The sequence below is a fragment of the Dactylosporangium aurantiacum genome (assembly GCF_000716715.1).
In the GTDB taxonomy this organism is placed as follows: domain Bacteria; phylum Actinomycetota; class Actinomycetes; order Mycobacteriales; family Micromonosporaceae; genus Dactylosporangium; species Dactylosporangium aurantiacum.
In genome coordinates this window covers 1-24,207 of sequence record NZ_JNYJ01000046.1, presented here as the reverse complement: position 1 = coordinate 24,207, position 24,207 = coordinate 1, and the positions used below count along the sequence as shown (strand labels likewise).

Below are 24,207 nucleotides of genomic sequence, written 5' to 3'. Positions count from 1 at the left end.
CGGTGCGGGGCGCCGTCACACGACGTGGACGGTGCCGCAGTCGGGGCAGGCGAAGACGTGCAGGTCGCCGTCGAGGCGCAGGCCGGTCGGGCGCCGGTGGCTGTCGCCGTGCGGCGCGGACCAGTCCAGGTCCTGTTCCTCGAGCGGGATCCAGTGGTACGTCTCGTCGTCGTACTCGTGCTCGGCGACGAGCAGCAGCAGGTCGGTCGGGTTGCCGCAGTGCGGGCACGGGGTCTGGCCGGGGCGGCGCGGGTAGCCGCCGACCTTCCAGCCGGGGGCGACGAACCCGGCCGCCACGCCGGGCGGCATGCGGTCGCGCAGGGGGCCGGGCAGGGCGTCGGCGCAGGGCCGGTCGGTGATCTGCTCCGGGTGCAGCACGCACGGCACGGGGATCCACCCGGCCTGCTCGACGTCGCCCTGGGGCGGGTCGGTGAGCAGGTCCGCCGGCAGGTCCGCGGCGCGGCGGCGCACGACCTGGACGGCGGGCCCGCGGGACTCGCGCAGGTGCTCGACCGGGCACCACAGCACCTGCAGCAGGTCGAAGCTCTCGGCGCCGGCGCGGCCGCCAGGAATGGTGCGGGGCAGGTCGGGCACGTCGGAGGCCCACAGCTGGGCGACCGGCACGAGCGGGTTGGGCCGGCCGTGGCGGTGTCCGTCGCGCAGCTCGCGGGTGCAGACCGGCCACGGCTCGTCGGCCGGCCACGCGAGCGGGCCGCCGACGTGGCTGTCGCCGACGCCCGGGTTCCCGCGTCGCGGGTGCAGGCGGGTGGCGGTCCTGCCGAGGACGGCGAGCTCCGGGTACTCGGCGAGGATCTCCGGCGCGAGCGGCGGAGTGATCATGAGGTCGAGGATAGCCACGGCGAAAGTTGCAAAGCGGAAACATCGTGCAGCTTGCTCGTTCGGCGCAACCAGTTGGCAACCGGGCCCTGAGATGATCTTGGTGGCGAGGGCCGTTGCTGGCGCGTTGCGCAATTGTTACCGCCAACAACAATTTCGAAATCGTGGCGGCCTTGTGCCCACCGGCCACGGAGGAATACGTTGCCGGGCACAACAATCACCGTCGTCCCGATGCACGACCCCGACGGTGGACTTCCGCCCGAACACCCCCAGCGCCCGGTCAAGGCGCATATCCGAAAGGACCCGTGCAATATGCGCAAAGGGATCCTCTCCCTGTTGGCGGTAGGCGTCCTCGCGACCGGCGGACTCACCGCCTGTGGCGACGACGACAAGGCAGCCGACCCCGGCACCGGCGGTAACGCCAAGAAGGCGAAGATCGGCGTCATCCTGCCCGACAGCAAGTCCTCGGCCCGCTGGGAGACCGCGGACCGCAAATACCTCGAGCAGGCGTTCAAGACCGCCGGCGTCGACTACGACATCCAGAACGCGCAGAACGACAAGGCCGCGTTCCAGACCATCGCCGAGCAGATGATCACGGGCGGCGTGAACGTCCTCATGATCGTCAACCTGGACTCCGGCACCGGCAAGGCCGTGCTCGACAAGGCCAAGGCCGCCGGCGTCGCGACGATCGACTACGACCGGCTCACGCTGGGCGGCTCCGCGGCGTACTACGTCAGCTTCGACAACGTCGCGGTCGGCAAGCTGCAGGGCGAGGGCCTCGTCAAGTGCCTCACCGACGCGAAGGCGACCAAGCCGGTCATCGCGGAGCTCAACGGCTCCCAGACCGACAACAACGCCACCCTGTTCAAGCAGGGCTACGACGGCGTGCTCAAGGCCAAGTACGACAGCGGTGAGTACGTCAAGGGCCCGGACCAGTGGGTCGCCGAGTGGGACAACACCACCGCCGGCACCGTGTTCGAGCAGATGCTGACCTCGACGCCGAACATCGCGGGCGTCCTGGCCGCCAACGACGGCCTCGGCAACGCCGCGATCAACATCCTCAAGAAGCAGAAGCTCAACGGCAAGGTCCCGGTCACCGGCCAGGACGCGACCGTGCAGGGCCTGCAGAACATCCTCAACGGCGACCAGTGCATGACCGTCTACAAGGCCGTCAAGCAGGAGGCCGACGCGGCCGCCAAGCTCGCCATCGGCCTGGCCAAGGGTGAGAAGGGCGCCACCTCCCAGAAGGTGACCGACCCGGAGGGCAAGCGTGAGGTCGACGCCGTCCTGCTGACCCCGAAGTCGATCACGAAGGACAACGTGAAGGACGTCATCGACGACGGCTACGTCACGGTCGCCGAACTGTGCACCGGCGACTTCGCCGCCAAGTGCGCCGCGGCGGGCATCAAGTAACCACCGGTTCGCAGCGCCCGGCGCCCGCAGTACCCCTGCGGGCGCCGGGTCGCAGCCTGTGAACGGCCACCCCCGTCGGACATGCAAGAAGGAGCATCGTGACCGACACACCTCTGCTCGAGGTCCGTGGGCTCAACAAGAGCTTCGGACCCGTCCAGGTCCTGCGGGACGTGGACTTCTCCGCGTACGCCGGCCAGGTCACCGCCCTCGTCGGTGACAACGGCGCCGGAAAGTCCACCCTGGTCAAGTGCCTCGGCGGGATCTACTCGATCGACTCCGGCGAGTACCTGTTCGACGGCAAGCCGGTCAGCGTCCACGGACCGCGCGACGCCGCCGCGCTCGGCGTCGAGATCGTCTACCAGGACCTCGCGCTCTGCGACAACCTCGACATCGTCCAGAACATGTTCCTCGGCCGTGAGATCAAGAGCGGCATCGTCCTGGACGACATCACGATGGAGCAGAAGGCCGCGGAGACCCTCGCGGGGCTGTCGGTGCGCACCGTGAAGTCGGTCCGCCAGCACGTGTCGAGCCTGTCCGGCGGCCAGCGGCAGACGGTCGCCATCGCCAAGGCCGTGCTGTGGAACAACCGCCTGGTCGTGCTCGACGAGCCGACCGCGGCCCTCGGCGTCGCGCAGACCGCCCAGGTCCTCGAGCTGGTGCGCCGCCTCGCCGACAACGGCCTCGCCGTCGTGCTCATCTCGCACAACATGAACGACGTGTTCGCCGTCGCCGACCGGATCGCCGCGCTGTTCCTCGGTCAGATGTGCGCCCAGGTGAGTGCCACCGACGTCACCCACTCGCAGGTCGTGGAACTCATCACCGCCGGTCGCAGCGGCGACCTCGGGCTGCGCCAGAACGGAGCGACGGTATGAACGGTCCGAAGCGGAGCGGAGGAGCCGTGCATCATCGGCTCAGTGTCAGGTCAGGGCGGCGCCGGAGCGCAGCGGAGGTGACGTCATGACCGTGTCCACGGTGCCCCCGGAGGAGAAGGTTTCCGGCGGCCAGACGCCGACCCTGGGACTCTACGTCCGCACGTACCTGGCGAAGGTGCGCGGCGGCGACATGGGCGCGCTGCCCGCGATCCTCGGCCTCATCGTGCTGACGATCATCTTCTCCGTCGCACGGCCGGTGTTCTTCAGCGCGGCCAACTTCGCCAACCTGCTCTCCCAGGGCGCCGCGGTCACCTGCATCGCCATGGGCCTGGTGTTCGTCCTGCTGCTCGGCGAGATCGACCTGTCCGCGGGCTACGCCAGCGGCGTGTGCGCCGCGGTCCTGGCGACCCTGCTGACCACGCACGGCTTCCCCTGGTACGTGGCGATCCTCGGCGCGGTCGCCACCGGCATCGTCATCGGTATCGTCATCGGCCTGCTCGTGGCGAAGATCGGCATCCCGTCGTTCGTGGTGACGCTCGCCGCTTTCCTCGCCTTCCAGGGCGCGGTGCTGCTGCTCATCAAGGGCGGCACGATCATCGCCGTCGACGACCCGACCATCAAGAAGATCAACTTCGACGGCCGGTTCACCCCGCTGCAGGGCTGGATCCTGTACGGCATCACCATCGCCGCCCTCGCCGCGCTGCAGCTGTGGAAGCGCACCAGCCGGGCCCGCCGCGGCCTGGCCGTCGAGCCGATGTCGGTCGTCGCGCTGCGCGTCGGCGGCGTCGCCGCGCTCATGGGCGTCGGCGTCTACGTGCTCAACCTCGAGCGCGGCCGCAACATCCTGTTCTCGCAGAAGGGCGTCCCGATGGTCGTCCTGCTCATCGGCGTGCTGCTGGTGATCTGGACGTTCGTGCTGGGCCGCACCGCCTACGGCCGGCACCTGTACGCCGTCGGCGGCAACAAGGAGGCCGCCCGCCGGGCCGGCATCAACGTCGACGGCATCCGCATCTCCGTCTTCGTCATCTGCTCGGCGATGGCCGCGGTCGGCGGCATCATCGCCGCGTCGCGGCAGGCGTCCGTCGACCCGAACACCGGTGGCAGCAACGTGCTGCTCTACGCCGTCGGCGCGGCCGTCATCGGCGGCACCAGCCTCTTCGGCGGCAAGGGCCGGGTCCTCGACGCGGTCCTCGGCGGCGCGGTCGTCGCCGTCATCGAGAACGGCATGGGCCTCATGCAGTACAGCGCCGGGCAGAAGTTCATCGTCACCGGTGTCGTCCTGCTCGCCGCCGCCGGCATCGACGCGCTGTCACGGCGCCGGGCCGCGTCCGCCGGACTGAGATAGCCGCACCGTCCTGCCGAGGTGTCCGTCCCGCCCAACCCCGGGGCGGACACCCGGCCGGCAGCCAGGTTGCCGGAACGGCTCTGTTCCGGCCGGCAGGACGGCCGTACGGTAAGCGGCAGGCACCACCAACGAGAAAGTCGAGCATGCGCGTCGGCCCCAGCCAGGAGGAGATCCGTAGGAGCAACCTCGGTGCTCTCCTGCGTTCCGTGCACCTCCACGGCGCCATGTCCCGCGCCGACCTCACCACCAGCCTCGGGCTCAACCGCAGCACGATCGGCGCGCTGACCGCCGACCTCGTCGCCGCCGGGCTGGTGAGCGAGGGCGTGCCCCGCGAGCAGCGGGGCCGGGCGGGCCGCCCGTCGCTGGTCGTGCGCCCCGAGTCCGAGCACGTGTACGTCTTCGCGTTCGCCGTCGAGGTGGACCGCATCGTCGCCGCCCGCGTCGGCCTCGGCGGCGTCGTGCTGGACCGGCACGCCGCCGTCCGCGAACGCGGCGACCGCACCGCCGCCCAGGTCGTCGCGCCGATCGCCGACTTCGTGCGCAAGATGCAGAAGGCCGCCCCGCCCGGCGCGCGGCTCGTCGGCAGCGCCGCGGCGGTCTCCGCCATGGTGCGCCGCGAGGACGGCTTCGTCCGGCTCGGCCCCGAACTCGGCTGGGTCGACCAGCCGCTCGGCGAGGCCCTCGCCGAGGTCATCATCAGCACCGGCGTCGACGTCTTCCCCGCCACCGGCCTGCGCCCCGCCGCGGCGACCACCACCGTGCCGGCGCAGCGGCAGGCGCGCGACGACGACCTGGTCGAGGCCGGGGTGGGTCCGCCGGGCGCGGCCCGCCGGACCGGCGGCACCGACAGCGACGACCTGCTCGACGAGGACCTGCCCGACGCCGAGGAGCCCGACCTCACCGAACCGGGCCGGCCGCTGGTGCAGGTGCGCAACAACGCCGACCTCGCCGCGCTCGCCGAGCACGCCCGCGGCGCCGCCGTCGGCTGCGACAACGTCGTGTACCTCTACGGCGACGCCGGCGTCGGCGGCGGGATCATCGCCGCCGGGCGCCCCGTCACCGGCCACGGCGGCTACGGCGGCGAGGTCGGCCACATGGTCGTCAACCCCGCCGGCAAGCCGTGCAGCTGCGGCTCGCACGGCTGCTGGGAGACCGAGATCGGCGAGCACGCCCTGCTGACCGCCGCCGGGCGTGACCCGTCCACCGGGCGCGAGGGCATCCTCGCCGTCGTGGACGCCGCCGGGCGCGGCGACGCGTCGGCGCAGGCCGCCGTCCGGCAGGTCGGCGACTGGCTCGGCTTCGGCGTCGCCAACCTCGTCAACATCTTCAACCCCGAAATGGTCATCTTCGGCGGCACGCTGCGGGAGGTGTACCTGGCATCCGCCGCCCAGGTGCGCAGCCGCCTCAACCGCAACGCCCTGCCCGCCTGCCGCGAGCACGTCCGCCTGCGCACCCCCGTCCTCGGCGAGGACGCCGCGCTGCTCGGCGCCGCGGAGCTCGCGTTCGAGCCGCTGTTCGCCGACCCGCTCGACTTCGCCTGACCGCCGCGGTGCCCGCGCCCGCCGGGTGCGGTGTGGTTGCCGCGGCACCCGACAGCTCAGCTCCCGCGCCCGTCGCCCGATCTGGCGGGTCACCGGACGGTACGGCGACAGGGGGCGACAATGCTGGCCACGTTGCTGCGCGCCGCCGTGCCCACCCGCGGGTACGCCGTGCTGTGCGGCGCGACCGCCGCCGTGACCGCCGCGCTGTTCGCCGCGCTCGTCACCGGCGCCGGTGGGCCCGTCACCGCGCAGAACACCTCGAACGTCGCGCTGTTCGCCGCGGCACTCGCCGCCGCCTGCGGCTGCCTGGCCAAGGCGCTGCGGCCCGCGGCGGCCCGGGTACGGTGGGCGTGGGCCCTGACCGGGCTGGGCTCCCTGTCGTGGGCCGCCGGGCAGCTGTGCTGCATCTGGTACGAGACGGTCCTGGGCACCGGCGTGCCGTTCCCGTCCCTCGCCGACGCCGGCTACTTCTGGATGATGCCGCTGACCGCCGCCGGGCTGCTCCTGCTGCCGGTGCGCCGGCAGAGCGTCGCCCAGCAGGTCCGCAGCATCCTCGACGGTCTCATGATCGCCGCGTCGCTGCTGCTCATGACCTGGAACCTGATCCTCGGGCCGCTCGCCGCGCAGGGCGCGGACAGCTCTCTCGCGCTGCTGATCACGCTGTGGTACCCGGGCGGCGACGTCGTCGTGCTCACCGTCGTGCTGTTCATCCTCGCCAGGCTGCGCGGCGGCGGGCAGCGGCCGATGTCGCTGCCGCTGGTCGGCGGTGGGCTCGCCGCGTTCACCGTGTCCGACAGCGGCTACGCGTACCTGACCCTCGTCGACGACTACGGCTCCGGCGCGGTGCTCGACCTGGGCTGGTTCGTCGGCTTCGCGCTGATCCTGATCGCGTCGCGCAAGCCGGACGGGCCGCCCGAGGCCGAGGACGCCGACACGCTGGTGCGGCCGCTGGGCGTCATGCTGCCCTACATCGCCGTCCTCGGCGCGCTCGGCACCAGCACGTTCGAGGTGCTCCGGCACGCCGTGCACGACCCCGTCGTGACCATGACCCGCTCCGCGATCATCCTGCTCATCGTGGGCCGGCAGCTGCTCACCCTGCTGGAGAACCGCAACCTGACCCGCGACCTGGAGCACCGCGTCGAGGCCCGCACCGCCGACCTGCGGGCCAGCGAGCAGCGGTTCCAGGCGCTCGTGCAGCACAGTTCCGACGTGGTCACGGTCGTGTCGCTCGACGGCGTCGTCACCTACCAGTCCGAGTCGATCAGCCGGGTCTTCGGCTACGACCGCGAGCACACCACCGGCCGCCGGCTCGCCGAGTTCCTGCCCGACGACGCCCGCGTCCGGCTCGAGGAGGCGTTCGGCGCGGTCGCCGACACCCCGTACGCCAGCCGCGTCGTGGAGATCCCGATGCGGCACGCCGACGGGCATCACCGCCTCGCCGAGGTCACCGTCACCAACCTGCTCGGCGACCGCAACGTGCGGGGCCTGGTGCTCAACTCGCGCGACATCTCCGAGCGCAAGGAGCTCGAAGACCAGCTCGTCCACGAGGCGTTCCACGACGGCCTGACGAAACTGGCGAACCGGGCCCTGTTCAAGGACCGCGTCGAGATGGCGCTGCGCCGCCGCGGCGACGCGGACGTCGCCGTGCTGTTCCTGGACCTCGACGGGTTCAAGGAGGTCAACGACAGCCTCGGGCACGCCGCCGGCGACCAGCTGCTCGTCCAGGTCGCCGACCGGCTCGCCGCCGCGGTGCGCCCCGGCGACACCGTGGCCCGCTTCGGCGGCGACGAGTTCGCCGTCCTCATCGACCTGACCGGCACCGCGCAGGACGCCGCCGGCGACGCCGACGACCTCGCCACCCGGATCATCGACGCGCTGGACCACCAGTTCGACATCGACAACACCGAGATCCACGTCCAGGCGTCCATCGGCATCGCCGTCACCGGCCCGGACGCCGCCGACGCCGACCAGCTGCTGCGCAACGCCGACCTGGCCATGTACCGGGCGAAGGCCGCCGGCGAGGGCACCTTCGCCCGGTACGACCCGGCGATGCACTCCGGCCTCGTCGACCGGCTCCAGCTCGCCGCCGACCTGCGCCGCGCCCTGGAGACGACCGGCGAGCTCGTCCTGCACTACCAGCCGACGATCGAGCTGCGCTCCGGCACCGTCACCGGCTTCGAGGCGCTCGTACGGTGGCGGCACCCGACCCGCGGGGAGATCTCCCCCGCCGACTTCATCCCCCTGGCCGAGTCCACCGGCCTGATCCGCCCGCTCGGCCAGTGGGTCCTCGCCGAGGCCAGCCGGCAGTGCGTCGAATGGAGCCGGCCCGCACCGGACCGGCCGCTGACGATGGCGGTCAACGTATCCGGCCGCCAGTTCGACCAGACCGACCTGCCGGCGATCGTCGCCGGGGTCCTGGCCGACACCGGGCTGCCCGCGGAGCGGCTGTGCCTGGAGATGACCGAGAGCGTGCTGATGAACGACACCGAGGAGAACCTCGCGGTCCTGCTCAGCCTCAAACAGATCGGCGTCAAGCTGGCGATCGACGACTTCGGCACCGGGTACTCGTCGCTGGCGTACCTGCGCCGCTTCCCCGTCGACACGCTCAAGATCGACCGGTCGTTCGTGGAACGCATCGGCGGTGCCACCCCGGACGCGGCCCTGGCCCGCACGATCGTCCAGCTGGGGCAGAGCCTCGGGATGGCCACCGTCGCGGAGGGCATCGAGCAGTACGCGCAGTTCCTCGCCCTGCGCCGGATGGGCTGCGACGTCGGCCAGGGCTACTACTTCTCCCGGCCGCTGCCGGCACGGGAGGCCGGCGCGCTGCTGCGCGACCCGGCCGCGGTGGCCGTCTGACCTTTCAGGTCGCCGTCGCGGTGCGGACCGGCGCGGTGGCCGGCTGACCCCTGAGGTTGCCACCGCGGTGCGGACCGGCGGGCTCCGCCCCACACCCGCAACCGCAGTCCTTCGAAGCTGCGCCGGGCACCGTGCCGATCTGCGGACCGACCCGTACGAGCACCCGCATCACGAAGGAGACCGGTACATGACGGCTGCCATCACCGACCAGGCGCGGCTGGACCTCCCCGGACACTGGCCGGCCGCCCTCGGCCCGCAGACCCTGGCCGGCCTGGACCTGCCCACGCCGTTCCTGGCCGTCGACCTGGACACCGTCGTGGACCGGTACACCGCCTTCGCCGCCGCGATCCCCGGCGTCTCCACCTTCTACGCGATGAAGTGCAACCCCAGCGCCGACATCCTGGGCACCCTCGCCGCGCTCGGCTCCGGCTTCGAGGTCGCCTCCATCGGCGAGCTGCGGATGCTGCAGGAGATCGGCGTCGACCCCGCCGAGGTGCTGTACAGCAACCCGATCAAGCCCCCCGCCGCGATCGTGGAGGCGCGCAAGGCCGGCCTGTGGCGCTTCAGCTTCGACTCCGAGGGCGAGCTGCACAAGCTCGCCCAGCTCGCGCCCGGCGCCGCGGTCTACATCCGGCTGCGCGTCGACGACTCGACCAGCAGCTTCCCGCTGTCGCGGAAGTTCGGCGCGGAGGCGCACGAGGCGCGGGCGCTGCTGCTGCTGGCCCGGCAGCTGGGGCTGCGGCCGTACGGCGTCACCTTCCACGTCGGCTCGCAGTGCGGCACGACCAGCGCGTGGCGGCAGGCGATCGCGGCCGCCGGCGCGCTCATGGCGGCCCTCGCCGCCGACGGCATCCACCTGGAGATGCTCGACCTGGGCGGCGGGTTCCCGGCCCGCTACGTCGAGCGCGTCCCGTCGCTGGAGCAGATCGCCGGCGCGATCGTGCCCGCCCTGGACGAGCTGCTGCCTTACCGGCCGCGGCTGCTGGCCGCCGAGCCGGGCCGGCACCTCGTCGCGGAGAGCGCCGTCATGGTCGCCTCCGTGCTCGGCCGCGAGGTCCGCGCCGGGGAGAACTGGCTGTACCTCGACATCGGCGCCTACCACGGCATGATGGAGACCCAGCAGACCGTGCAGCAGTGGCGGTTCCCGCTGTGGACGTCGCGCACCGACCACGCCCTGGTGCCGCACCTGCCCTTCACCGTCACCGGCCCGTCGTGCGACAGCTCCGACACCATGTTCTACGGGGTGAACCTGCCCTCCACCGTCGACGTCGGCGACCGGCTGTACATCGGCTCGGCGGGCGCGTACACGCTGAGCTACGCGTCGCACTTCAACGGCTTCCCGCCGCCTGAGCCGGTGTTCGTCGGCGGGGTCGCCCCGTCGGCGCACCTGCCCGCGGCCCGGGTCGGCGGCAGCTGATGGCGGTGGCCGTTGCGCCCCCACGGACGCACCGGCCGGCCCGCCACCGCGGCGTGGTCCCCGGCGGCCGGCGGCGCGCCGGCCGGCTGCGCGAGCTGATGGTGTCGGGGCTCGTCGACTCGTTCGGCCTGTCGCTCGGCTGGACGGTCTTCAACCTGGTCGCCGTCGAGCGCGGCGGTCTCGCCCTCGCCGGGCTGTTCAACGCCGCCATGCTCGCCGGCGTCGTGCTGTCCGCGCCGGTCACCGGCCGGCTCGCCCGGCACCTGCCCGGCCGCACCCTGCTGGTGCTCGCCGGCGGCACCGAGGGCGTGCTGCGGGTCGCGACCCTGGCCGCGCTGCTGGCCGGCTACGACGGCCGGCTCGTCGCGGCCGGGATCGTGCTCATGCACGTCGCCGCCTTCGCCGGGTTCGCCGCGATGCGCGCCGAGGTCGCCGCCGTCGACGCCCGGCCCCAGGCGATGACCCGCTATGCGCTGTCGATCGCGGCGGTCGAGGCCGCCGGTGCCGGGGTCGCCGCCCTGCTGCCGCTGCATGGCCACGCGTTCCTCGCCGTGTTCCTGGTGTACGGCCTGAGCCTGCTGCCCACCGTCCTCACCGCGCGCCGGGCCCGGGTCCGTGACGCCTCATCCGCCGCCGGGATGGTGTCCGCCGCCGGGGTGCCCGTCACCCGGATCGCCCGGCGCGCGCAGGCCCGGTCCGGCCGCCTGCGGCTGCCGTGGCCCGTCCTGGCCGGCGGCGGCGTCGTCACGCTGCTGGCGGCCGGGCCGACGCTGCTGTCGGTCGCGCTCGCCAGCGAGCTGCACGGGCAGCGGGCGGTGGCGGGGGCGGCGATCGCGTTCAGCGCCGGGTGCCTGCTGTCGTCCTCGGCCGTCGCCGTCGTCGACCGGCTCCGCCTCCCGCCGCAGGTCACCTGGCCGATGTGGGGTGTCGGGATGCTCCTGGGCTGGCTGCTCGCCCCGGCGCACCTGCTCGGCCTGTTCGCCGCGCAGTTCCTGTCCGGGCTCAGCATGACCGCGTTCGAGGGCGGCATGGACGCCCGGATCGCCCGCGACGCCACACCCGGCACCGTGACCACGGTGCTCGCCTGGAGCGCCTCGACCCGCGCCCTCGGCGGCGCGGTCGCGGTGCGGCTGCTGCCGGCCCTGGTCGCGGCGCCCGCGATCGGCCTGACCAGCAGCGTCGCCGCCGCCACCCTGGCCGCCGCGGCGCTGTCCGCCCTCGTCCGCAGCCGCACCTCAAGACGCCGGGTTTCCGGACTACACGCGGAGCGTGGTAACCAGGTCACGGAACGTGTTCCCGCTGATTTCAGCGGGTACGATCGTCGGTGACGGGGGCCGGGACGCGCGAGCGCGGCGGGGACCGGCGGTCCGTGCTCGCCGGCCTGACGGGGCGGCGGCGCGTCCCCCTACGGCTTCGACGACGGCCGGCCCCTTGAACGCGTCGCCGGCGCGCCGCGGACCGGGGGTGGCGCAATTCCAGGCTTGGCGACCGCGGCGGCCGGCGGAGTCAGGGCGCGTGCAGGACCCTCGACGGTCGCGGTGAACACGGCCCGGTGGACACGGTCGGGCTACTCGGCCGGCACGGGCGCGACCCGGCGTGGAGCACCGAAGGGCCGCGCGGCGTTCGATGGTGCAGACGTTCGCCGAAGCACTCATCCCGACCGAGGCCGACGCTGTCTGCGGCGCCGAGCACGGCGAGCGCAGCGACGAGCGGGTCGACCAGCGCAACGGCGACCGGCAACGGGACTGGGACACCCGTGCCGGCAGCGTGGCGCTGGCGATCCCGGAGCTGCGGCACGGCTCGTACCTTCCCGACTGGCTGCCGCAGCATCGCCGCCGGGCCCGGTCTCAGCGATCGGCGCGGCCCTGCCCGGCGCCGGCTGGCAACGCGGCCGGACCCACCACCCGCGCGACCTGCTCACCCCGGTCCGCTGCCGGGCCAGGTGCACCAGCGGCCGTGGCGGGCCCGGAAAGCACTGAGGGCACCCCGTAACGGGGCGCCCTCAGTGAGTGTGGTGCGGAACCTTCAATGTCCTGCCTCGGCGTGATACCGCTCGACGAGATCCGAGCGGATCCGGCCGCGGTCGGACACCTCGATGCCCTTCGACAGGGCCCATTCACGGATGGCCCGGTTCTGCTCCCGCTCCGCGCGGGCGGACAGGACCGGCCGGACCCGACCACCCGGACGAGCCGGTGCGGTGGGTGCCGGGGTGAGACGGCCGACCTTCGTCGCCGCACCGACGAACGGCGCGAGGGCGTCGCGCAGCTCAGCGGCGTGCTTGGCGGACAGGTCGATCGTGTACTGCACGCCGTCAAGGCCGAAGCTGACACTCTCGTCGGCGAGTTCGCCGTCGAGGTCGTCGATCAGCTCATGGATCACGCGTCTGGCCATGGCGATGCTGCCTTCCGATACGGGGAGTTACTTCCGAACCCGCCAGTAGCCTGAATTCCACGTGAAAAACGGTCAGACGGGCAGTGACGGGCACGGAACGGTCGTTGGAGCGTACCCGAAGAGTAACCGCGATCAGACGGCGGCCCGGGCGCTCTGCCGGGCCCTGGTGGCCTCCCGCCGCTCGACGAACCGATTCGCCTGCGTGTCCAGGTCGGCCAGGAACGCCGACAGTTCCTCGCGGGCGGCCTCCCCGTCGCCGGACAGCGGCCGGTCGAACGCCTTCACCTGGCGCAGCACCGGGGCGAGCACGTCGTCGTGGTGCAGGCGCAGGTCGTAGATGCCGGCCATGGCGATCTGGACCGACTTGCGGCCGAAGTTCTCGATGGTGTGCCCCGGCATCTGGAACGACTTCGCCACCTTCGTCACCGCGCGCATCGTGGTGTTGGGGGCGGCGTCGAAGGCGGCGTTGAGCAGGTTGCGGTAGAAGATCATGTGCAGGTTCTCGTCGTTGGCGACCTTGGCCAGCAGCTGCTCGCAGATCGGGTCGCCACTGGCCGCGCCCGTGTTGCGGTGCGACACGCGGGTCGCGAGCTCCTGGAACGACACGTAGGCCACCGACTCGACGAGACCCTCGTAGGCGTTGGCGAAGCCGCCCTCCATGTGCGTCATGCGGGCCCGCTCGAGGGCGACCGGGTCGACGGCGCGGGTGGCGAGCAGGTAGTCGCGGATGGCGATGCCGTGCCGGCCCTCCTCCGCGGTCCATCGGTGCACCCAGGTGCCCCAGGCACCGTCCCGGCCGAAGATCGTGGCGATCTCGTGGTGGTAGCTGGGCAGGTTGTCCTCGGTCAGCAGGTTCACGATGAGCGAGGTGCGCGCCACCTCGGACAGCTTCGACTGGCCGGGCTCCCACGCCTCACCACCGAGCACGCCGTCGAAGTCGCGGCCCTGGCTCCACGGCACGTACTCGTGCGGGAACCATTCCTTGGCCGTCGCCAGGTGACGGTTCAGGTTGGCCTCGACCACCGGCTCCAGCTCGTTGAGCAGGGCCAGGGTGGTGGTGGGCTCGGTCGTCACGGAACCTCCGGGGAACGCAGGGGCAGCTCGGTCGGTACTGAGTGAAACATGCTCAACTAGTCGGCGGCCAGCAACGACTCGGGCGTCGGCGCGGTGCCGCCGAGGTGCGCTGGCTGCCAGAACACGCCCTCGGGACGGTCCGGGTACTCGCGCTGGGCGCGGTCCAGCATCGCCGTCATCCGGGTGCGCAGCTCGGCGGTGACGGCGTCGGCGTTGTCCCGGCGGGTCGGGTGCAGCGGCTCCCCGGCGATGATCGTGATCGGGATCCCGCGCTGGGTGAGGTCCTTCGGGTGGCCCTTCGTCCAGAACCGCTGGGTGCCCCACAGCACCATGGGCACCAGCGGCGTGCCGGTGGCCGCGGCGAGCCGGGCCGCGCCGGACTTGAGCTCCTTGACGGTGAACGACTGGCTGATCGTCGCCTCGGGGAACACCCCGACGACCTCACCGTCCTTGAGGTTGTTCAGCGCCGCCTTGTAGGAGGCCATGCCGGCCTCCCGGTCGACGGGGATGTGCCGCATGCCGCGCATCAGCGGTCCGCCGACGCGGTGCCGGAAGATCGACTCCTTGGCCATGAAGCGCACCAGCCGCTTGGAGGGGTTGGCGCCGAGGCCGCAGAAGATGAAGTCGAGATACGACACGTGGTTGCAGGCGATGACCGCCCCACCCGTGGTGGGCACGTGCTCGGCACCCTCGACAGTGATGCGCATGTTGAGCAGCCGGAACATCGTCTTCGCGAGCGCGATGACCGGTGGGTACACGAGATCAGCCATGGCATAACGCTACCGACCTCCGCTGGAGGTCGCCCGGTACCCTGCCTCAAGGTCATTATTCTTCTTCGCGGGTGGGAGCTCCGGGTGTCGGTCGACCAGGACGTCGAGAACGACGAGCACGAGGACGACGATGACGTCGACATCATCGTGGTGCCACCGCCGCGCTTCGGCACGCCGGGCCCGCCGATGCGGCGCTCGCCGCTGATCATCGGGCTGCTGGGCGGGATCGGGCTGCTGCTGGCGTACAGCCTGTACCTCGCGGTCGACCAGGTCCGCTCGATCCTGGTGCTGATCTTCATCGCGATGTTCCTGGCGATCGGCCTCAACCCGGCGGTGGTCCGGCTGACCCGCTGGGGCCTGCCCCGCGCCCTCGCCGTGGCAACCGTCGGCATCGGCGCGATGCTGCTGCTGTGCGGCGGCCTGCTCGCGCTGATCCCGCCGCTGGTGACCCAGACCGGCGCACTGGTCGAGAACCTGCCCGGGTACATCGACAACCTGCGCCACCAGGACCAGCTCAACAAGCTCAACGAGGACTACAAGCTGCTCGACCAGCTCAAGTCCGTGGCCACCGCCGGCAACGTCACCAAGGCCCTCGGCGGTGTCTGGGGCGGCGCGCAGGTCGTGTTCAGCGCGCTGTTCAACATCGTGACCGTGGTCGTGCTCACCCTGTACTTCATGGCCGCCTTCGACCGGCTGAAGGAGGGCGGCTACAAGCTCGTCCCCGCCTCCCGCCGCGAGCGGGTCACCCTGCTCGTCGACGAGATCCTCACCAAGGTCGGCGCCTACCTCGGCGGCGCGCTCGCCATCGCGGTCATCGCCGGGCTGTCGTCGTTCGTCTTCCTGTTCGTCCTGGACATCAAGTACTCCTACGCCCTGGCCGTGCTGATCGCGATCACCGACCTCATCCCGCAGATCGGCGCCACCCTCGGCGCGATCGTGGTGAGCATCGTCGGCTTCGCCACCAGCATCCCGGCGGGCATCGCCTGCGTCATCTTCTTCGTCATCTACCAGCAGGTCGAGAACTACCTCATCTACCCGACGGTGATGCGCCGCGCGGTCAAGGTCAGCGACCTCGCCGCGATCCTGTCGGTGCTGCTGGGCGTGGCGCTGCTCGGCGTGGTCGGCGCGTTGATCGCGATCCCGGTGGTCGCCGCGATCCAGCTCATCGTCCGCGAGGTGTTCATCCCCCGGCAGAACGCCCGCTGATCCCGCCAGACCCGGCCACGCCCGCCGGAGGCGGCGGCCGGGTCGGCGGCCGGGTCGGTTCAGTTGCGGGTGAGGACCCTCGTGAAACCGGCCGCGACGGTCGTGGCGAGGGTCCAGCTGGCGGCGATGAACAGGAACGCCAGCCACTGGCCGGGCCCGGTCGGGCGGTACGCGGGCTCCTGCCCGAAATCGATGATCGGCAGGAGCAGGTCCAAGGTGTAGACCACCGGGTAGAGCGCGGGCGGCTGACCGGGATTGACCGGCGCGGGGCGCCACACGGTGAACACGGCGGTGCCGGCGACGAGCAGCGCGGCCAGCCACAGGGCGGCGCGTTGCGGACGGTACCCGTAGCCGACGGTCACGTCCTGCAGCCAGCTCCACGGCCACGTCCACCACGGGCGGGTCGCCCGGCGGCGGCGCTGCTTGGCGAGCAGGACGGTCCGGGCGTCCTCGTCGTGGCCCAGCGCCCGGTAGACGCCGGCGAGCTGCTCGTAGGGTTGCGGCGGCAGGCCGTCGGAGGTGCTGGCCAGCCACCGCAGCCGCTGCGCGGGACCGAGCAGCGGATTCAGCGTCTGGTACGTGAGGCCGTCCAGCCGCAGGTCGGCGGGCCAGGTCGCGGGGTCGTCGCGCAGCAGCGCCACCCGCACGTAGCGCAGGTCGAGCCGCCCGGCCGGCGGGGCGGCGAAGCGCAGGTCCAGCTCGACGGCCTCGGCACCGGTGCACCACACGCCCTGCAGCCGCGCGTCGTGGAAGCACAGCCGGCCGCCGATGCGGGCGGACCGCATCGTGACCCGGCCGGTCGCGGTGAACCCGTCGCAGCAGTGCATGAGCGAGCCGGTGACGATCCCCGTGGCGCGCAGCGAGGTGCCGTCGGGGTTGTCCAGGCGGGCGCCCTCGAGGAAGACCGGGCCGGTGACCCGGGCCTCCAGCAGCGACACCTCACCGGTGGCGGCGAAACCGTCGCGGCAGTCGAGCGGCCCGTCGACGGTGCAGTTGTCCGCGAGCAGGGCGTGGCCGCCGGGGTTGGTCAGGGTCGCGCCGGCCAGCCGCAGGATCCGCCCGACGCGGGTGCCGACGAGCCGCAGCTCGCCCTCCACCCGGCAGCCGCCGAGCAGGTGGACGCCGCCGCCGACGTCGGCGCGGTCCAGCCGCAGCGCGACGGCGCCGGGGTTGCGCAGGGTCGCGCCGGTGAACGTGGCGACCCCGCCGATCGTGGCGTGCCGCAGGCTGATCTCGCCGTGCACGTCGCTGCGGCGCAGGAACACGCCGCCGTGCACGGTGGCGCTGTCCAGGTCCACGCCCTGGGCGTCGCCGGGCCGGGGGGTGGCGGTCTCACCGTCGCCGAGGTCGCGGAACGACTCCGGCGGCGCGTCGAGCCGGCCGGTGACCCGGGCCTCGTGCAGGCGCAGCGCCGCGCGGCGGGTCGGCGGCTCCGCCGTCAGCAGCTCGGCGAGCAGGGCCGCGGGCACGTCGGCGCCGCCGAGGTTGAGCCGCTCGCCGGCCGCGAACGCCCGCCTGACCCGCTCATCGACGTCCACGACGGTGATCGTAGCGGGGGCCTGCCCCCGCGGCGGTGCTCAGTCGTTGGCCGACCGCCAGGTGGCGCGGGTGATCAGCACGCGGGCCTCGTCGGCGACCTCCGCCTCGACGGTCACCGCGTACTGGCCGGCCTGCAGCGAGCTGCGGGACGTGAAGTCGCGCCGGCCGCCGGTCGCGGCGTGCGCGAGGGCGCCGAAGATCGCACCCCACAGCGCGCCGACGAGGATCGCCACGAGCATGATGCCGATCCACGACGAGGTGCTGAACAGGGTGAACAGGATGCCCAGGAACAGGCCGAACCAGACGCCGCTGAGCGCGCCGGCCATCGCCGCCCGGCCGATGGTGAGCCGGCCCAGCACGTTCTCCACCAGGCGCAGGTCGGTGCCGATGATCGAGGTCCGCTCGACCGGGAACCCGTTGTCCGACAGATAGTCCACGGCCCGCTGCGCGGAGGCGTAGTCGGCGTACCGGGCGACGGTGACCGTGCTGCGATCGAGCGCGACCAGGTCGTCGGAGACCGGCGGGACGTTCGGATCGGGTTGCGGAGGGGTCGTCATGGCCGAATCGTAGGTCCGCCGGCGCGGATCCGCCCGGCGGAGCAAGGGTGAGGACTCAGGGATCGTTCAGGGCGTCACCCGAGGTCGTCAGGTGCCGTGCGCAGGCAACCTTGGGGCATGACCGAGATCAAGCGCCTGCGCCGCTCCCGCGCCGACCGCACCGTCGCCGGTGTGATCGGCGGCCTCGCCGAGTACTTCGGCGTCGACCCGACCATGGCCCGCGCCGCCTTCCTGCTCGCCGTGCTGCTCACCGGCGGGACCGCCGTCCTGGCGTACCCCATCCTGTGGGTCGTCATGCCGGACACCCCGCCGGACGTGCAGCCGGTGAGCCCTGCGTCCGGCGATCACCTGCCCTATGGTGCGTGAGTGACCGCGTTGTGCGTGCCGGTGCTGGACGGCACCCTGGAGGTCCGGGTGGTGTCGCCCGCCGGCGGCGCCCACGTGGTCCTCGTCGCGCACGACGGCCCCGCCTACGAGGACGGCGCCGCGCTGAGCCGCGTCGCCGGCGCCGTGCACGTGGCGCTGCTGTCCCCCGGCGACCGCAACGAGTGGTACTCGGCGAACCCCGCCTACGCCGACGCCCTCGTCGACCGGGTCCTGCCGCGGCTGCCCGCCGGCCCGCGGGTCGGGCTCGGCGCGAGCCTCGGCGCCCTGGCCATGCTGCACGCCGAGCACCGCCGGCCGGGCACCTTCGACGGGCTGTTCCTGCAGTCGGGGAGCTTCTTCACCGCCGAGCTGGACCCGCAGGAGTCGGGTTTCCCCCGGTACCGGCGGATCCTCGACTTCGTCGAGCAGGCCGCGCCGACCGCCGCACGCACGGTGTTGACGTGCGGCCGGGACGAGGAGAACCTGCACAACAACCGGGCGATGGCGCGGCGGCTCGGGGCGCCGCTCATCGAGGTGCCCGGCGGTCACACGATGTCGACCTGGCGTGACGCACTGCGCCCGCACCTGCCACCGCTGCTCCGGGAGTTCACGGATGGACCATCTCATCGGCCTGCTGCTCGGCACGGAGCAGGACTGGCCTCGGGCGTTCGAGACCCTGATCGGCCGGATCGGCCCGATCCGGGGGCGTGACGGCGTCACCCACCGCCTCGACACCACGCGGGTGAGCATCGAGCCGTTCAACCTGCGCGACAAGCCGCGGCACGACCTCGTGATCGACCGGCTGGCGTACTGGTACTACCACCCGCGCGAGTGGCTGAAGAAGATCGCCCTGATGGACGACGTGTACCTGCTCAACAGCCCGTTCACGTTCCAGTCGATGGAGAAGCACGCCGCGTACTGCGCGATGATGCGCCTCGGCCTGCACGTGCCGGAGACCGTGCTGGTGCCGTACAAGAACCCGGTCGACCACGCGAAGTGGGCGTACACCGCGGAACGGTACAACCGGCCGTTCGACCTCGACGCGGTCGCCGAGGCGCTCGGGTACCCGCTGTTCATGAAGCCCTACGACGGCGGCGCCTGGGTCGGGGTGTCCCGCATCGCGGACTCGACCGCGCTGCACGCCGCCTACGACCAGTCCGGCGAGCGGCTCATGCACCTGCAGCAGGCGATCGAGGGCTACGACGTGTTCACCCGGTCCCTGACGATCGGCCCCGAGACGATGGTCATGAAGTTCCGCCCCGAGCTGCCGATGCACGAGCGGTACGCGGTGGAGCACGACTTCCTCGACGCGACCGTCGGCGACGAGGTGGTGACGATCTCGCGGCTGGTCAACGCGTTCTTCCGGTGGGAGTTCAACTCCTGCGAGTGCCTGGTCCGCGACGGGGTGGTCCACCCGATCGACTACGCCAACGCCTGCCCCGACGTCGCCCTGACCAGCCTGCACTACTACTTCCCGTGGGCGATGACGGCGCTGGTGCGCTGGTCGGCGTTCTGCGTGGTGACCGGCCGGCGGCCGAGCCTGGACCTGGACACCGCCCGCTACTTCGCCGTCGCCGACGACCCGGGCCTGGACTACCGCGGCAGGCTCGCCGCGTACCGGCGCATCGCCGACGACTACCTGGCGGTCGAGGAGTACCGCGAGTTCTGCGACACGGCGCTGCCGCACGTGCCGGCCCTGGTCGCCGAGTGGGTGACGTCGCAGGAATTCGACGACCTGCTGGTGGACACGGTGCGCGGCACGTACCCGCCGCACGAGCACGACCGGTTCGTCGCGCACTTCCGCGGCCTCATCGACCTGTGGAAGCGCGAGACGCTCAGCTGACCAGCTCCGCCTGCAGCAGCGGGGTGAGCAGCTTGACGTAGCTGGTCGTGACGTGGCTGCCGTCGCGGTACACCAGGGCGTTGCCGATGATCACCGGGCAGACCGTCGCGGTGCAGAACCAGTCGGTGGGGTCGATGACGGTGTACCCGGCCGCCTGCGCCGCCTCCGCGTTGGCGGTCCTGCGGGTGGCGTAGACGGCGGTGGCGACCTTCAGCGCGCACTGCTGGACGGCCTCGGGGTGCGCGGCGACGCAGTCGGGGACGCTGGTGCCGCGCGGGTCCGGGGTGTCCTGCATGATGACCGGCCGGGCGCCGAGGTCCGCGACGCGCTTCGCCGAGCGCATCAGCGCCTGCGCCCAGGCGGTGTCGGCCTCCGCCTTCGGCACCGTGGCCGCGCCGGCCTTGTCGACGGGCGGGTCGCCGTAGGTGCGGGTGGACAGCAGTACCAGCGCCGGCTTGAGCTCCTTGATCTTCGCGAACGCCTCCTCGCGCCAGGTGGCGCACTCGGTGAACGCCCGCCGCGCGTTGATCTTGATGGTGTAGGCGTCGGCGGGCGTGCAGCCGGACTTGGTGAGCACGACGAGCCGCCAGTGCCGGCGCTTCGCGACCGCGTCCACGGCGTCGAACCACTGCTCGGTGTGCGAGTCGCCGAACAGCACCAGCGTGGTGGTCGCCTGCGGGTCGCCGTGCCGGTCGCACCCCTGCGCCAGCGCCGGCTTGATCGACGTCTCGTCCAGCGACGCGAGGCACCCCTTCGACGCCTGCGGCCGGTCGTTGGTCGCGGCGGTCACCGGCGGCGTCAGGTTCTGCGGCATCGCGGTCAGCGGCGCGCTCGTCGCGATCAGGTCCAGCAGCTGCCGGCGGGCGTCGGCGAGCTGCTGCGACTCCGAGATCACCGACGCGGTGTCCTGCGCGGTGCCCTTGCCCTCCACCTCGTTCGGCAGGCCCAGGAAGATCGCCGAGGCGCCGCACGCGAGGGCGGTGAGCGTGACGCCGAGCCCGAGACCCCGCCGGGGGCGGCGCTTGAACACCGGGTTGAACCGGACCCGGTTCTCCACCAGCCGCAGCGACAGCCACGCCGGCAGCAGGCTGCCGGCGGCGACCGCGGCCCGCGTCCACGTGCCCAGCTCGTCGCCGGCGATGTGCGGGGCGAGCATGAGCGCCGGCCAGTGCCACAGGTACCAGCTGTAGGACAGCTTGCCGATCGCCTGCATCGGCCGCAGGCCCAGCAGCAGCACCGCACCCGAGCGGGGTTGCGCGCAGCCGCCGGCGATGACCAGCGCCGCACCGGCGACCGGCAGCAGCGCCGCGGTGCCGGGGAAGCGGGTGGTCTCGTCGTACAGCACGGCCGACGCGACGATCGCGACCACGCCGGCCCAGGTCGCCACGGCCGCCCCGGGCAGCCGGCGCAGGCGCTCCGCGGCCAGGGCGATCAGCGCCCCGGCGGCCAGCTCCCACGCGCGGGCCTGGATCCCGAAGTACGCCCACGGCTGCGAGTGCCCGGTTTGCCACACGCACACGGCGAACGACACGACGCCCAGCACGCTGAGCGCGACGGCGGCGCTGCGCCGGCTGGCCCGGCGGGTGGCGGCCACCACCAGCAGCAGCGGCCAGATGAAGTAGAACTGCTCCTCGACCGCCAGCGACCAGAAGTGCTGCAGCGGCGACGGCTCCAGCTCCGCGGACAGGTAGTCGGTGCCGAGCACCGCGAGACGGATGTTGATGCCGTACGCGGCCGCCGACAGCGCGTCGAGCACCACCGCCTTCGCCTGCACCGGCGACATCCACGTCCAGGCCGCCGCGACCGTGGTGACCAGCACCACCGTCGAGGCCGGCAGCAGCCGCACGATGCGCCGCCCGTAGAACGCGCCGAACCCGATCCGGCCGGTGCGCTGCAGCTCCTTGAACAGGTGCAGCGTGATCAGGAAGCCGGAGATCACGAAGAAGACGTCGACGCCCACGTACCCGCCGTGCACCAGCCCGAGCCCGGCGTGGTTGGCGACGACGAGCAGCACCGCGACGGCGCGAAGCCCCTCGATGTCCGGCCGGAACCGGTCGCGGGCGGGCGGCTCGGGCGCCGGCCTGGTGTACTGGGCGGTCCGGTAGGGCTGATAGGTGGTCATCAGTCCCTCCAACGGCTCGGCACCGGGACACGGTAGCGGGTGCCCCCGCGCCACCCTCCGTCAGGTGACGTGGCTCACCGGTGCCGCCTCGTGTTGACCGGGGCCGCTTCGTCTACCGGGTGCCGTGCTTCTTGTCTACCGGGGCCATGCTTGCAGGCGCTGGCGCAGCTCGCTGACCCGCTCGGGGGTCAGCCCGTAGTAGGCGAACCGGCCGTCGTCGAGCCGGTCGAGGTACCGTCCCGCGGCGTGCACGTCGTCGTCCTCGAGCCCGGGGTCCTGCCGCCGGGCCAGGTCCAGCAGCTGCTGCACGGTGTAGTGCTGCAACGCGGCGGCGACGTCGATGTAGTCGCGCACCTCCCGCCGGTTGACCAGCGCCGCGACCTTCGTGGCGATCAGGTCGTCGCGGTGCATGACCGGCCCGACGTCCATCATCACCGGGCTCTGCGACCGGTCCAGCCGGCTCAGCGTCAACCGCACCGTCCGGTCCCCGTCGCCGACGGTGAACTCACGCTGGTCGAACCCCGCGAACAGGTCGAGCAGGTCGTCGGCCTCCTCTTCCTGGACCGTGTACCCGGCCGCCCGCAGCGCCCGGCACACGGCGTCGGCGGCCCGCCCGGCCCCGCCGTCGGTGTCGGTGAACAGGTCGACGTCCTCGGTCGGCCGCGACACCAGGCCGCTCATGAGCCACGCGAACCCGCCGCCGAGCACGAACCCGTGCCGCTCCCCCACGGCCAGCGCGATCCTGGCGACCTCGGTGTAGAACGGATCGGTGGTCGACCCGGTCGGGCCGTCCGAGCCGGCCGGTCCTTCACGGTCCGTCTGGCCGTCCGCGCCGGCACCCGGCGGGGTCCCGCCGCTCCCGCTCACCTGAGGCGCAGCTGCTGGTGGCGAGCCTCCCACGCCAGGCGGACCCCCCGCGGCAGGTTCAGCTCCGGCCACACCCTGACCAACCGCCGGCCGTTGACCCACCGGCGCAGCTCCTCGACGCGGATCGCCTCGCGCAGCACGTTCTCGTACATCCACAGCAGCAGGTCAGGATTGTCCAGGTCGAAGTCGCGCCGGGGATTCCACATGAGCCGCTGCGGCAGCTCCACCACCCCACGGACCGGCCCACGCAGCTCGGTCAGCGTCCTTGAGACGAGCGCGGGACGGTGCGGCCGCGCGAGAAACGCGATGCGTCCCGGATCCGTCTCGTCCTGCATGCCCGACCCTCTCCTGGCCCCTGTTCGCCGTAGTGTACCGCCGGTCACCACCCGAAGCCCCCGCGTGCCGTCCCGCGCGCCACGTCGCCGAACGCCACGCCCGCTGCACTGGCTGGGCCGGCTGGGCCGGCTTATGGTGAGCGGGTGCTGACCCGCGCCGAACTGGTGCCCGACACGGCCCACCCCGGGTAGGGACCGCACCCTGCGGCCCCGATCGGGGTCAGACCATGTCACGCACCGACCGCGACGCCCCCTACTGGGCCCGCGCCACCTGGTGGACGCCGCTGCACCGCTGCGCCGCCCTCTCCTCGACCGAGTACCCGGGCCACGCCCGGCTCATCCGCACCCGCCGCCGCACCGCTCCCCGCACCGGCAACGGCACCGGCAACGGCAACGGCACCGGCACCGGCACCGGCACCGGCAGTCAGCTCCAACGGGCGTTCGCACCCCGCCGCGCTGAGTGCGACCTGCCCGCCGCCCCGGACCTGCGGCAGCTCCTCGCACCGGGCACCGCACCCACTGCACGTGGCGCCCGCACGGCGGGCCGCGGTGGACCCCCGACGGCCCGACCCGCGCCTTCGTCCTCACCACCTGGACCCGCCCCCAGCGCGCCCGCGTCCGCGCTGAGTGCCACCGCGCCGTCCAGGAACACCGCGCCACCGGCACCGTGGACATCACGCCGTCCACCGCGCACCACCATCACACCGCCCGCTGGCACTGGTGAACCCGACTACCCGGTGGATCGTTGGTGCCCTGCGAGCCTGTTGCGTTTTCGGTGGTGGGGTTGGGTTGCTGAATGAGGGGGCGGCGCGAAGCGCCGTCCCCTCATTCAGGTGCTGGTGGTGAGGGTGTGGAG

21 protein-coding genes and 1 pseudogene are annotated in these 24,207 nt (G+C 72.5%); 12 read left to right on the top strand and 10 right to left on the bottom strand.

Annotated features, from left to right (window positions below):
• Nucleotides 1-15: 15 nt before the first annotated feature.
• On the bottom strand, nt 16-840 hold the full coding sequence (locus OP18_RS39465; RefSeq protein ID WP_081971504.1) for a hypothetical protein: 825 nt from the start codon (nt 838-840) through the stop codon (nt 16-18).
• Nucleotides 841-1,149: 309 nt separating this feature from the next.
• Here OP18_RS39465 and OP18_RS39460 point away from each other — a divergent pair, with 309 nt between their 5' ends.
• The 8 genes and pseudogenes from OP18_RS39460 to OP18_RS61235 form a co-directional block, all read left to right on the top strand.
• Entirely contained in the window at nt 1,150-2,250 is a 1,101-nt protein-coding gene (locus OP18_RS39460) for a sugar ABC transporter substrate-binding protein (RefSeq protein ID WP_033364305.1), read from the top strand.
• A 98-nt stretch (nt 2,251-2,348) separates the two neighbouring features.
• Complete coding sequence (locus OP18_RS39455) at nt 2,349-3,122, top strand: ATP-binding cassette domain-containing protein (protein ID WP_033364304.1); 774 nt, start codon at nt 2,349-2,351, stop codon at nt 3,120-3,122.
• Nucleotides 3,123-3,207: 85 nt separating this feature from the next.
• Nucleotides 3,208-4,467 carry a sugar ABC transporter permease gene (locus tag OP18_RS39450; RefSeq protein ID WP_033364303.1) on the top strand — a complete coding sequence of 420 codons (1,260 nt, stop codon included), beginning with the start codon at nt 3,208-3,210 and terminating at the stop codon, nt 4,465-4,467.
• Between the two features lie 143 nt (nt 4,468-4,610).
• Entirely contained in the window at nt 4,611-6,008 is a 1,398-nt protein-coding gene (locus tag OP18_RS61240; RefSeq protein ID WP_033364302.1) for an ROK family protein, read from the top strand.
• A gap of 120 nt (nt 6,009-6,128) precedes the next feature.
• The gene (locus OP18_RS39440; protein WP_052388002.1) at nt 6,129-8,864 is read left to right on the top strand and encodes a putative bifunctional diguanylate cyclase/phosphodiesterase; all 2,736 of its coding nucleotides are present in this window, start codon (nt 6,129-6,131) and stop codon (nt 8,862-8,864) included.
• Nucleotides 8,865-9,051: 187 nt separating this feature from the next.
• Complete coding sequence (locus OP18_RS39435) at nt 9,052-10,281, top strand: type III PLP-dependent enzyme (RefSeq protein WP_052388001.1); 1,230 nt, start codon at nt 9,052-9,054, stop codon at nt 10,279-10,281.
• Nucleotides 10,282-10,286: 5 nt separating this feature from the next.
• Nucleotides 10,287-11,609 (top strand): hypothetical protein, encoded by a 1,323-nt coding sequence (locus tag OP18_RS39430; protein WP_156090112.1) that lies wholly within the window; start codon nt 10,287-10,289, stop codon nt 11,607-11,609.
• A gap of 292 nt (nt 11,610-11,901) precedes the next feature.
• Nucleotides 11,902-12,123 (top strand): annotated as a pseudogene (locus OP18_RS61235) (transposase); the annotation flags it as partial.
• A 183-nt stretch (nt 12,124-12,306) separates the two neighbouring features.
• On the opposite strand, the gene OP18_RS39420 reads toward OP18_RS61235, so the two are convergent.
• The 3 genes from OP18_RS39420 to OP18_RS39410 form a co-directional block, all read right to left on the bottom strand.
• A complete protein-coding gene (locus tag OP18_RS39420) occupies nt 12,307-12,672 on the bottom strand; it encodes a histone-like nucleoid-structuring protein Lsr2 (protein WP_033364301.1) in 366 nt (121 codons plus the stop codon).
• A gap of 132 nt (nt 12,673-12,804) precedes the next feature.
• Complete coding sequence (locus OP18_RS39415; protein ID WP_033364300.1) at nt 12,805-13,746, bottom strand: acyl-ACP desaturase; 942 nt, start codon at nt 13,744-13,746, stop codon at nt 12,805-12,807.
• Nucleotides 13,747-13,802: 56 nt separating this feature from the next.
• Nucleotides 13,803-14,516, bottom strand: coding sequence for a lysophospholipid acyltransferase family protein (locus tag OP18_RS39410; RefSeq protein ID WP_033364299.1), 714 nt, complete (start codon nt 14,514-14,516; stop codon nt 13,803-13,805).
• A gap of 141 nt (nt 14,517-14,657) precedes the next feature.
• Here OP18_RS39410 and OP18_RS39405 point away from each other — a divergent pair, with 141 nt between their 5' ends.
• Complete coding sequence (locus OP18_RS39405) at nt 14,658-15,722, top strand: AI-2E family transporter (RefSeq protein WP_033364343.1); 1,065 nt, start codon at nt 14,658-14,660, stop codon at nt 15,720-15,722.
• 59 nt (nt 15,723-15,781) lie between these two features.
• On the opposite strand, the gene OP18_RS39400 is transcribed toward OP18_RS39405, so the two are convergent.
• Nucleotides 15,782-17,260, bottom strand: coding sequence for a hypothetical protein (locus OP18_RS39400; RefSeq protein WP_033364298.1), 1,479 nt, complete (start codon nt 17,258-17,260; stop codon nt 15,782-15,784).
• A 39-nt stretch (nt 17,261-17,299) separates the two neighbouring features.
• Entirely contained in the window at nt 17,300-17,818 is a 519-nt protein-coding gene (locus OP18_RS39395; RefSeq protein ID WP_033364297.1) for a general stress protein, read from the bottom strand.
• A 117-nt stretch (nt 17,819-17,935) separates the two neighbouring features.
• Here OP18_RS39395 and OP18_RS39390 point away from each other — a divergent pair, with 117 nt between their 5' ends.
• From OP18_RS39390 to OP18_RS39380, 3 genes are read left to right on the top strand one after another with little or no spacing between them, the layout of a single operon-like run.
• On the top strand, nt 17,936-18,184 hold the full coding sequence (locus OP18_RS39390; protein ID WP_052387999.1) for a PspC domain-containing protein: 249 nt from the start codon (nt 17,936-17,938) through the stop codon (nt 18,182-18,184).
• Nucleotides 18,185-18,895 (top strand): alpha/beta hydrolase, encoded by a 711-nt coding sequence (locus OP18_RS39385; RefSeq protein WP_063745714.1) that lies wholly within the window; start codon nt 18,185-18,187, stop codon nt 18,893-18,895.
• Nucleotides 18,798-20,027 (top strand): ATP-grasp domain-containing protein, encoded by a 1,230-nt coding sequence (locus OP18_RS39380; RefSeq protein ID WP_033364296.1) that lies wholly within the window; start codon nt 18,798-18,800, stop codon nt 20,025-20,027. Before OP18_RS39385 ends, OP18_RS39380 begins: the two co-directional genes overlap by 98 nt.
• Here the strand turns inward: OP18_RS39380 and OP18_RS39375 are convergent.
• The 4 genes from OP18_RS39375 to OP18_RS56005 all read right to left on the bottom strand — a co-directional run bounded on the left by OP18_RS39375 (nt 20,020) and on the right by OP18_RS56005 (nt 23,769).
• The gene (locus tag OP18_RS39375) at nt 20,020-22,149 is read right to left on the bottom strand and encodes an acyltransferase family protein (protein WP_033364295.1); all 2,130 of its coding nucleotides are present in this window, start codon (nt 22,147-22,149) and stop codon (nt 20,020-20,022) included. The two genes, OP18_RS39380 and OP18_RS39375, sit on opposite strands and share 8 nt — an antisense overlap.
• Nucleotides 22,150-22,284: 135 nt before the next feature.
• A complete protein-coding gene (locus tag OP18_RS39370) occupies nt 22,285-22,890 on the bottom strand; it encodes a nucleotidyl transferase AbiEii/AbiGii toxin family protein (protein ID WP_033364340.1) in 606 nt (201 codons plus the stop codon).
• Between the two features lie 122 nt (nt 22,891-23,012).
• On the bottom strand, nt 23,013-23,351 hold the full coding sequence (locus tag OP18_RS39365; protein WP_033364294.1) for a hypothetical protein: 339 nt from the start codon (nt 23,349-23,351) through the stop codon (nt 23,013-23,015).
• 253 nt (nt 23,352-23,604) lie between these two features.
• The gene (locus tag OP18_RS56005) at nt 23,605-23,769 is read right to left on the bottom strand and encodes a hypothetical protein (protein ID WP_156090110.1); all 165 of its coding nucleotides are present in this window, start codon (nt 23,767-23,769) and stop codon (nt 23,605-23,607) included.
• Nucleotides 23,770-24,207: the final 438 nt, after the last annotated feature.

What these genes read in the sequence shown, in the direction of transcription:
- OP18_RS39395 (WP_033364297.1), bottom strand. Translation starts at nt 17,818, where the DNA reads ATGACGACCCCTCCGCAACCCGATCCGAACGTCCCGCCGGTCTCCGAC.
- OP18_RS39390 (WP_052387999.1), top strand. Translation starts at nt 17,936, where the DNA reads ATGACCGAGATCAAGCGCCTGCGCCGCTCCCGCGCCGACCGCACCGTC.
- OP18_RS39460 (WP_033364305.1), top strand. Translation starts at nt 1,150, where the DNA reads ATGCGCAAAGGGATCCTCTCCCTGTTGGCGGTAGGCGTCCTCGCGACC.
- OP18_RS39420 (WP_033364301.1), bottom strand. Translation starts at nt 12,672, where the DNA reads ATGGCCAGACGCGTGATCCATGAGCTGATCGACGACCTCGACGGCGAA.
- OP18_RS39440 (WP_052388002.1), top strand. Translation starts at nt 6,129, where the DNA reads ATGCTGGCCACGTTGCTGCGCGCCGCCGTGCCCACCCGCGGGTACGCC.
- OP18_RS39365 (WP_033364294.1), bottom strand. Translation starts at nt 23,351, where the DNA reads ATGCAGGACGAGACGGATCCGGGACGCATCGCGTTTCTCGCGCGGCCG.
- OP18_RS39375 (WP_033364295.1), bottom strand. Translation starts at nt 22,149, where the DNA reads ATGACCACCTATCAGCCCTACCGGACCGCCCAGTACACCAGGCCGGCG.
- OP18_RS39435 (WP_052388001.1), top strand. Translation starts at nt 9,052, where the DNA reads ATGACGGCTGCCATCACCGACCAGGCGCGGCTGGACCTCCCCGGACAC.
- OP18_RS61240 (WP_033364302.1), top strand. Translation starts at nt 4,611, where the DNA reads ATGCGCGTCGGCCCCAGCCAGGAGGAGATCCGTAGGAGCAACCTCGGT.
- OP18_RS39450 (WP_033364303.1), top strand. Translation starts at nt 3,208, where the DNA reads ATGACCGTGTCCACGGTGCCCCCGGAGGAGAAGGTTTCCGGCGGCCAG.
- OP18_RS39465 (WP_081971504.1), bottom strand. Translation starts at nt 840, where the DNA reads ATGATCACTCCGCCGCTCGCGCCGGAGATCCTCGCCGAGTACCCGGAG.
- OP18_RS39410 (WP_033364299.1), bottom strand. Translation starts at nt 14,516, where the DNA reads ATGGCTGATCTCGTGTACCCACCGGTCATCGCGCTCGCGAAGACGATG.
- OP18_RS39380 (WP_033364296.1), top strand. Translation starts at nt 18,798, where the DNA reads ATGGACCATCTCATCGGCCTGCTGCTCGGCACGGAGCAGGACTGGCCT.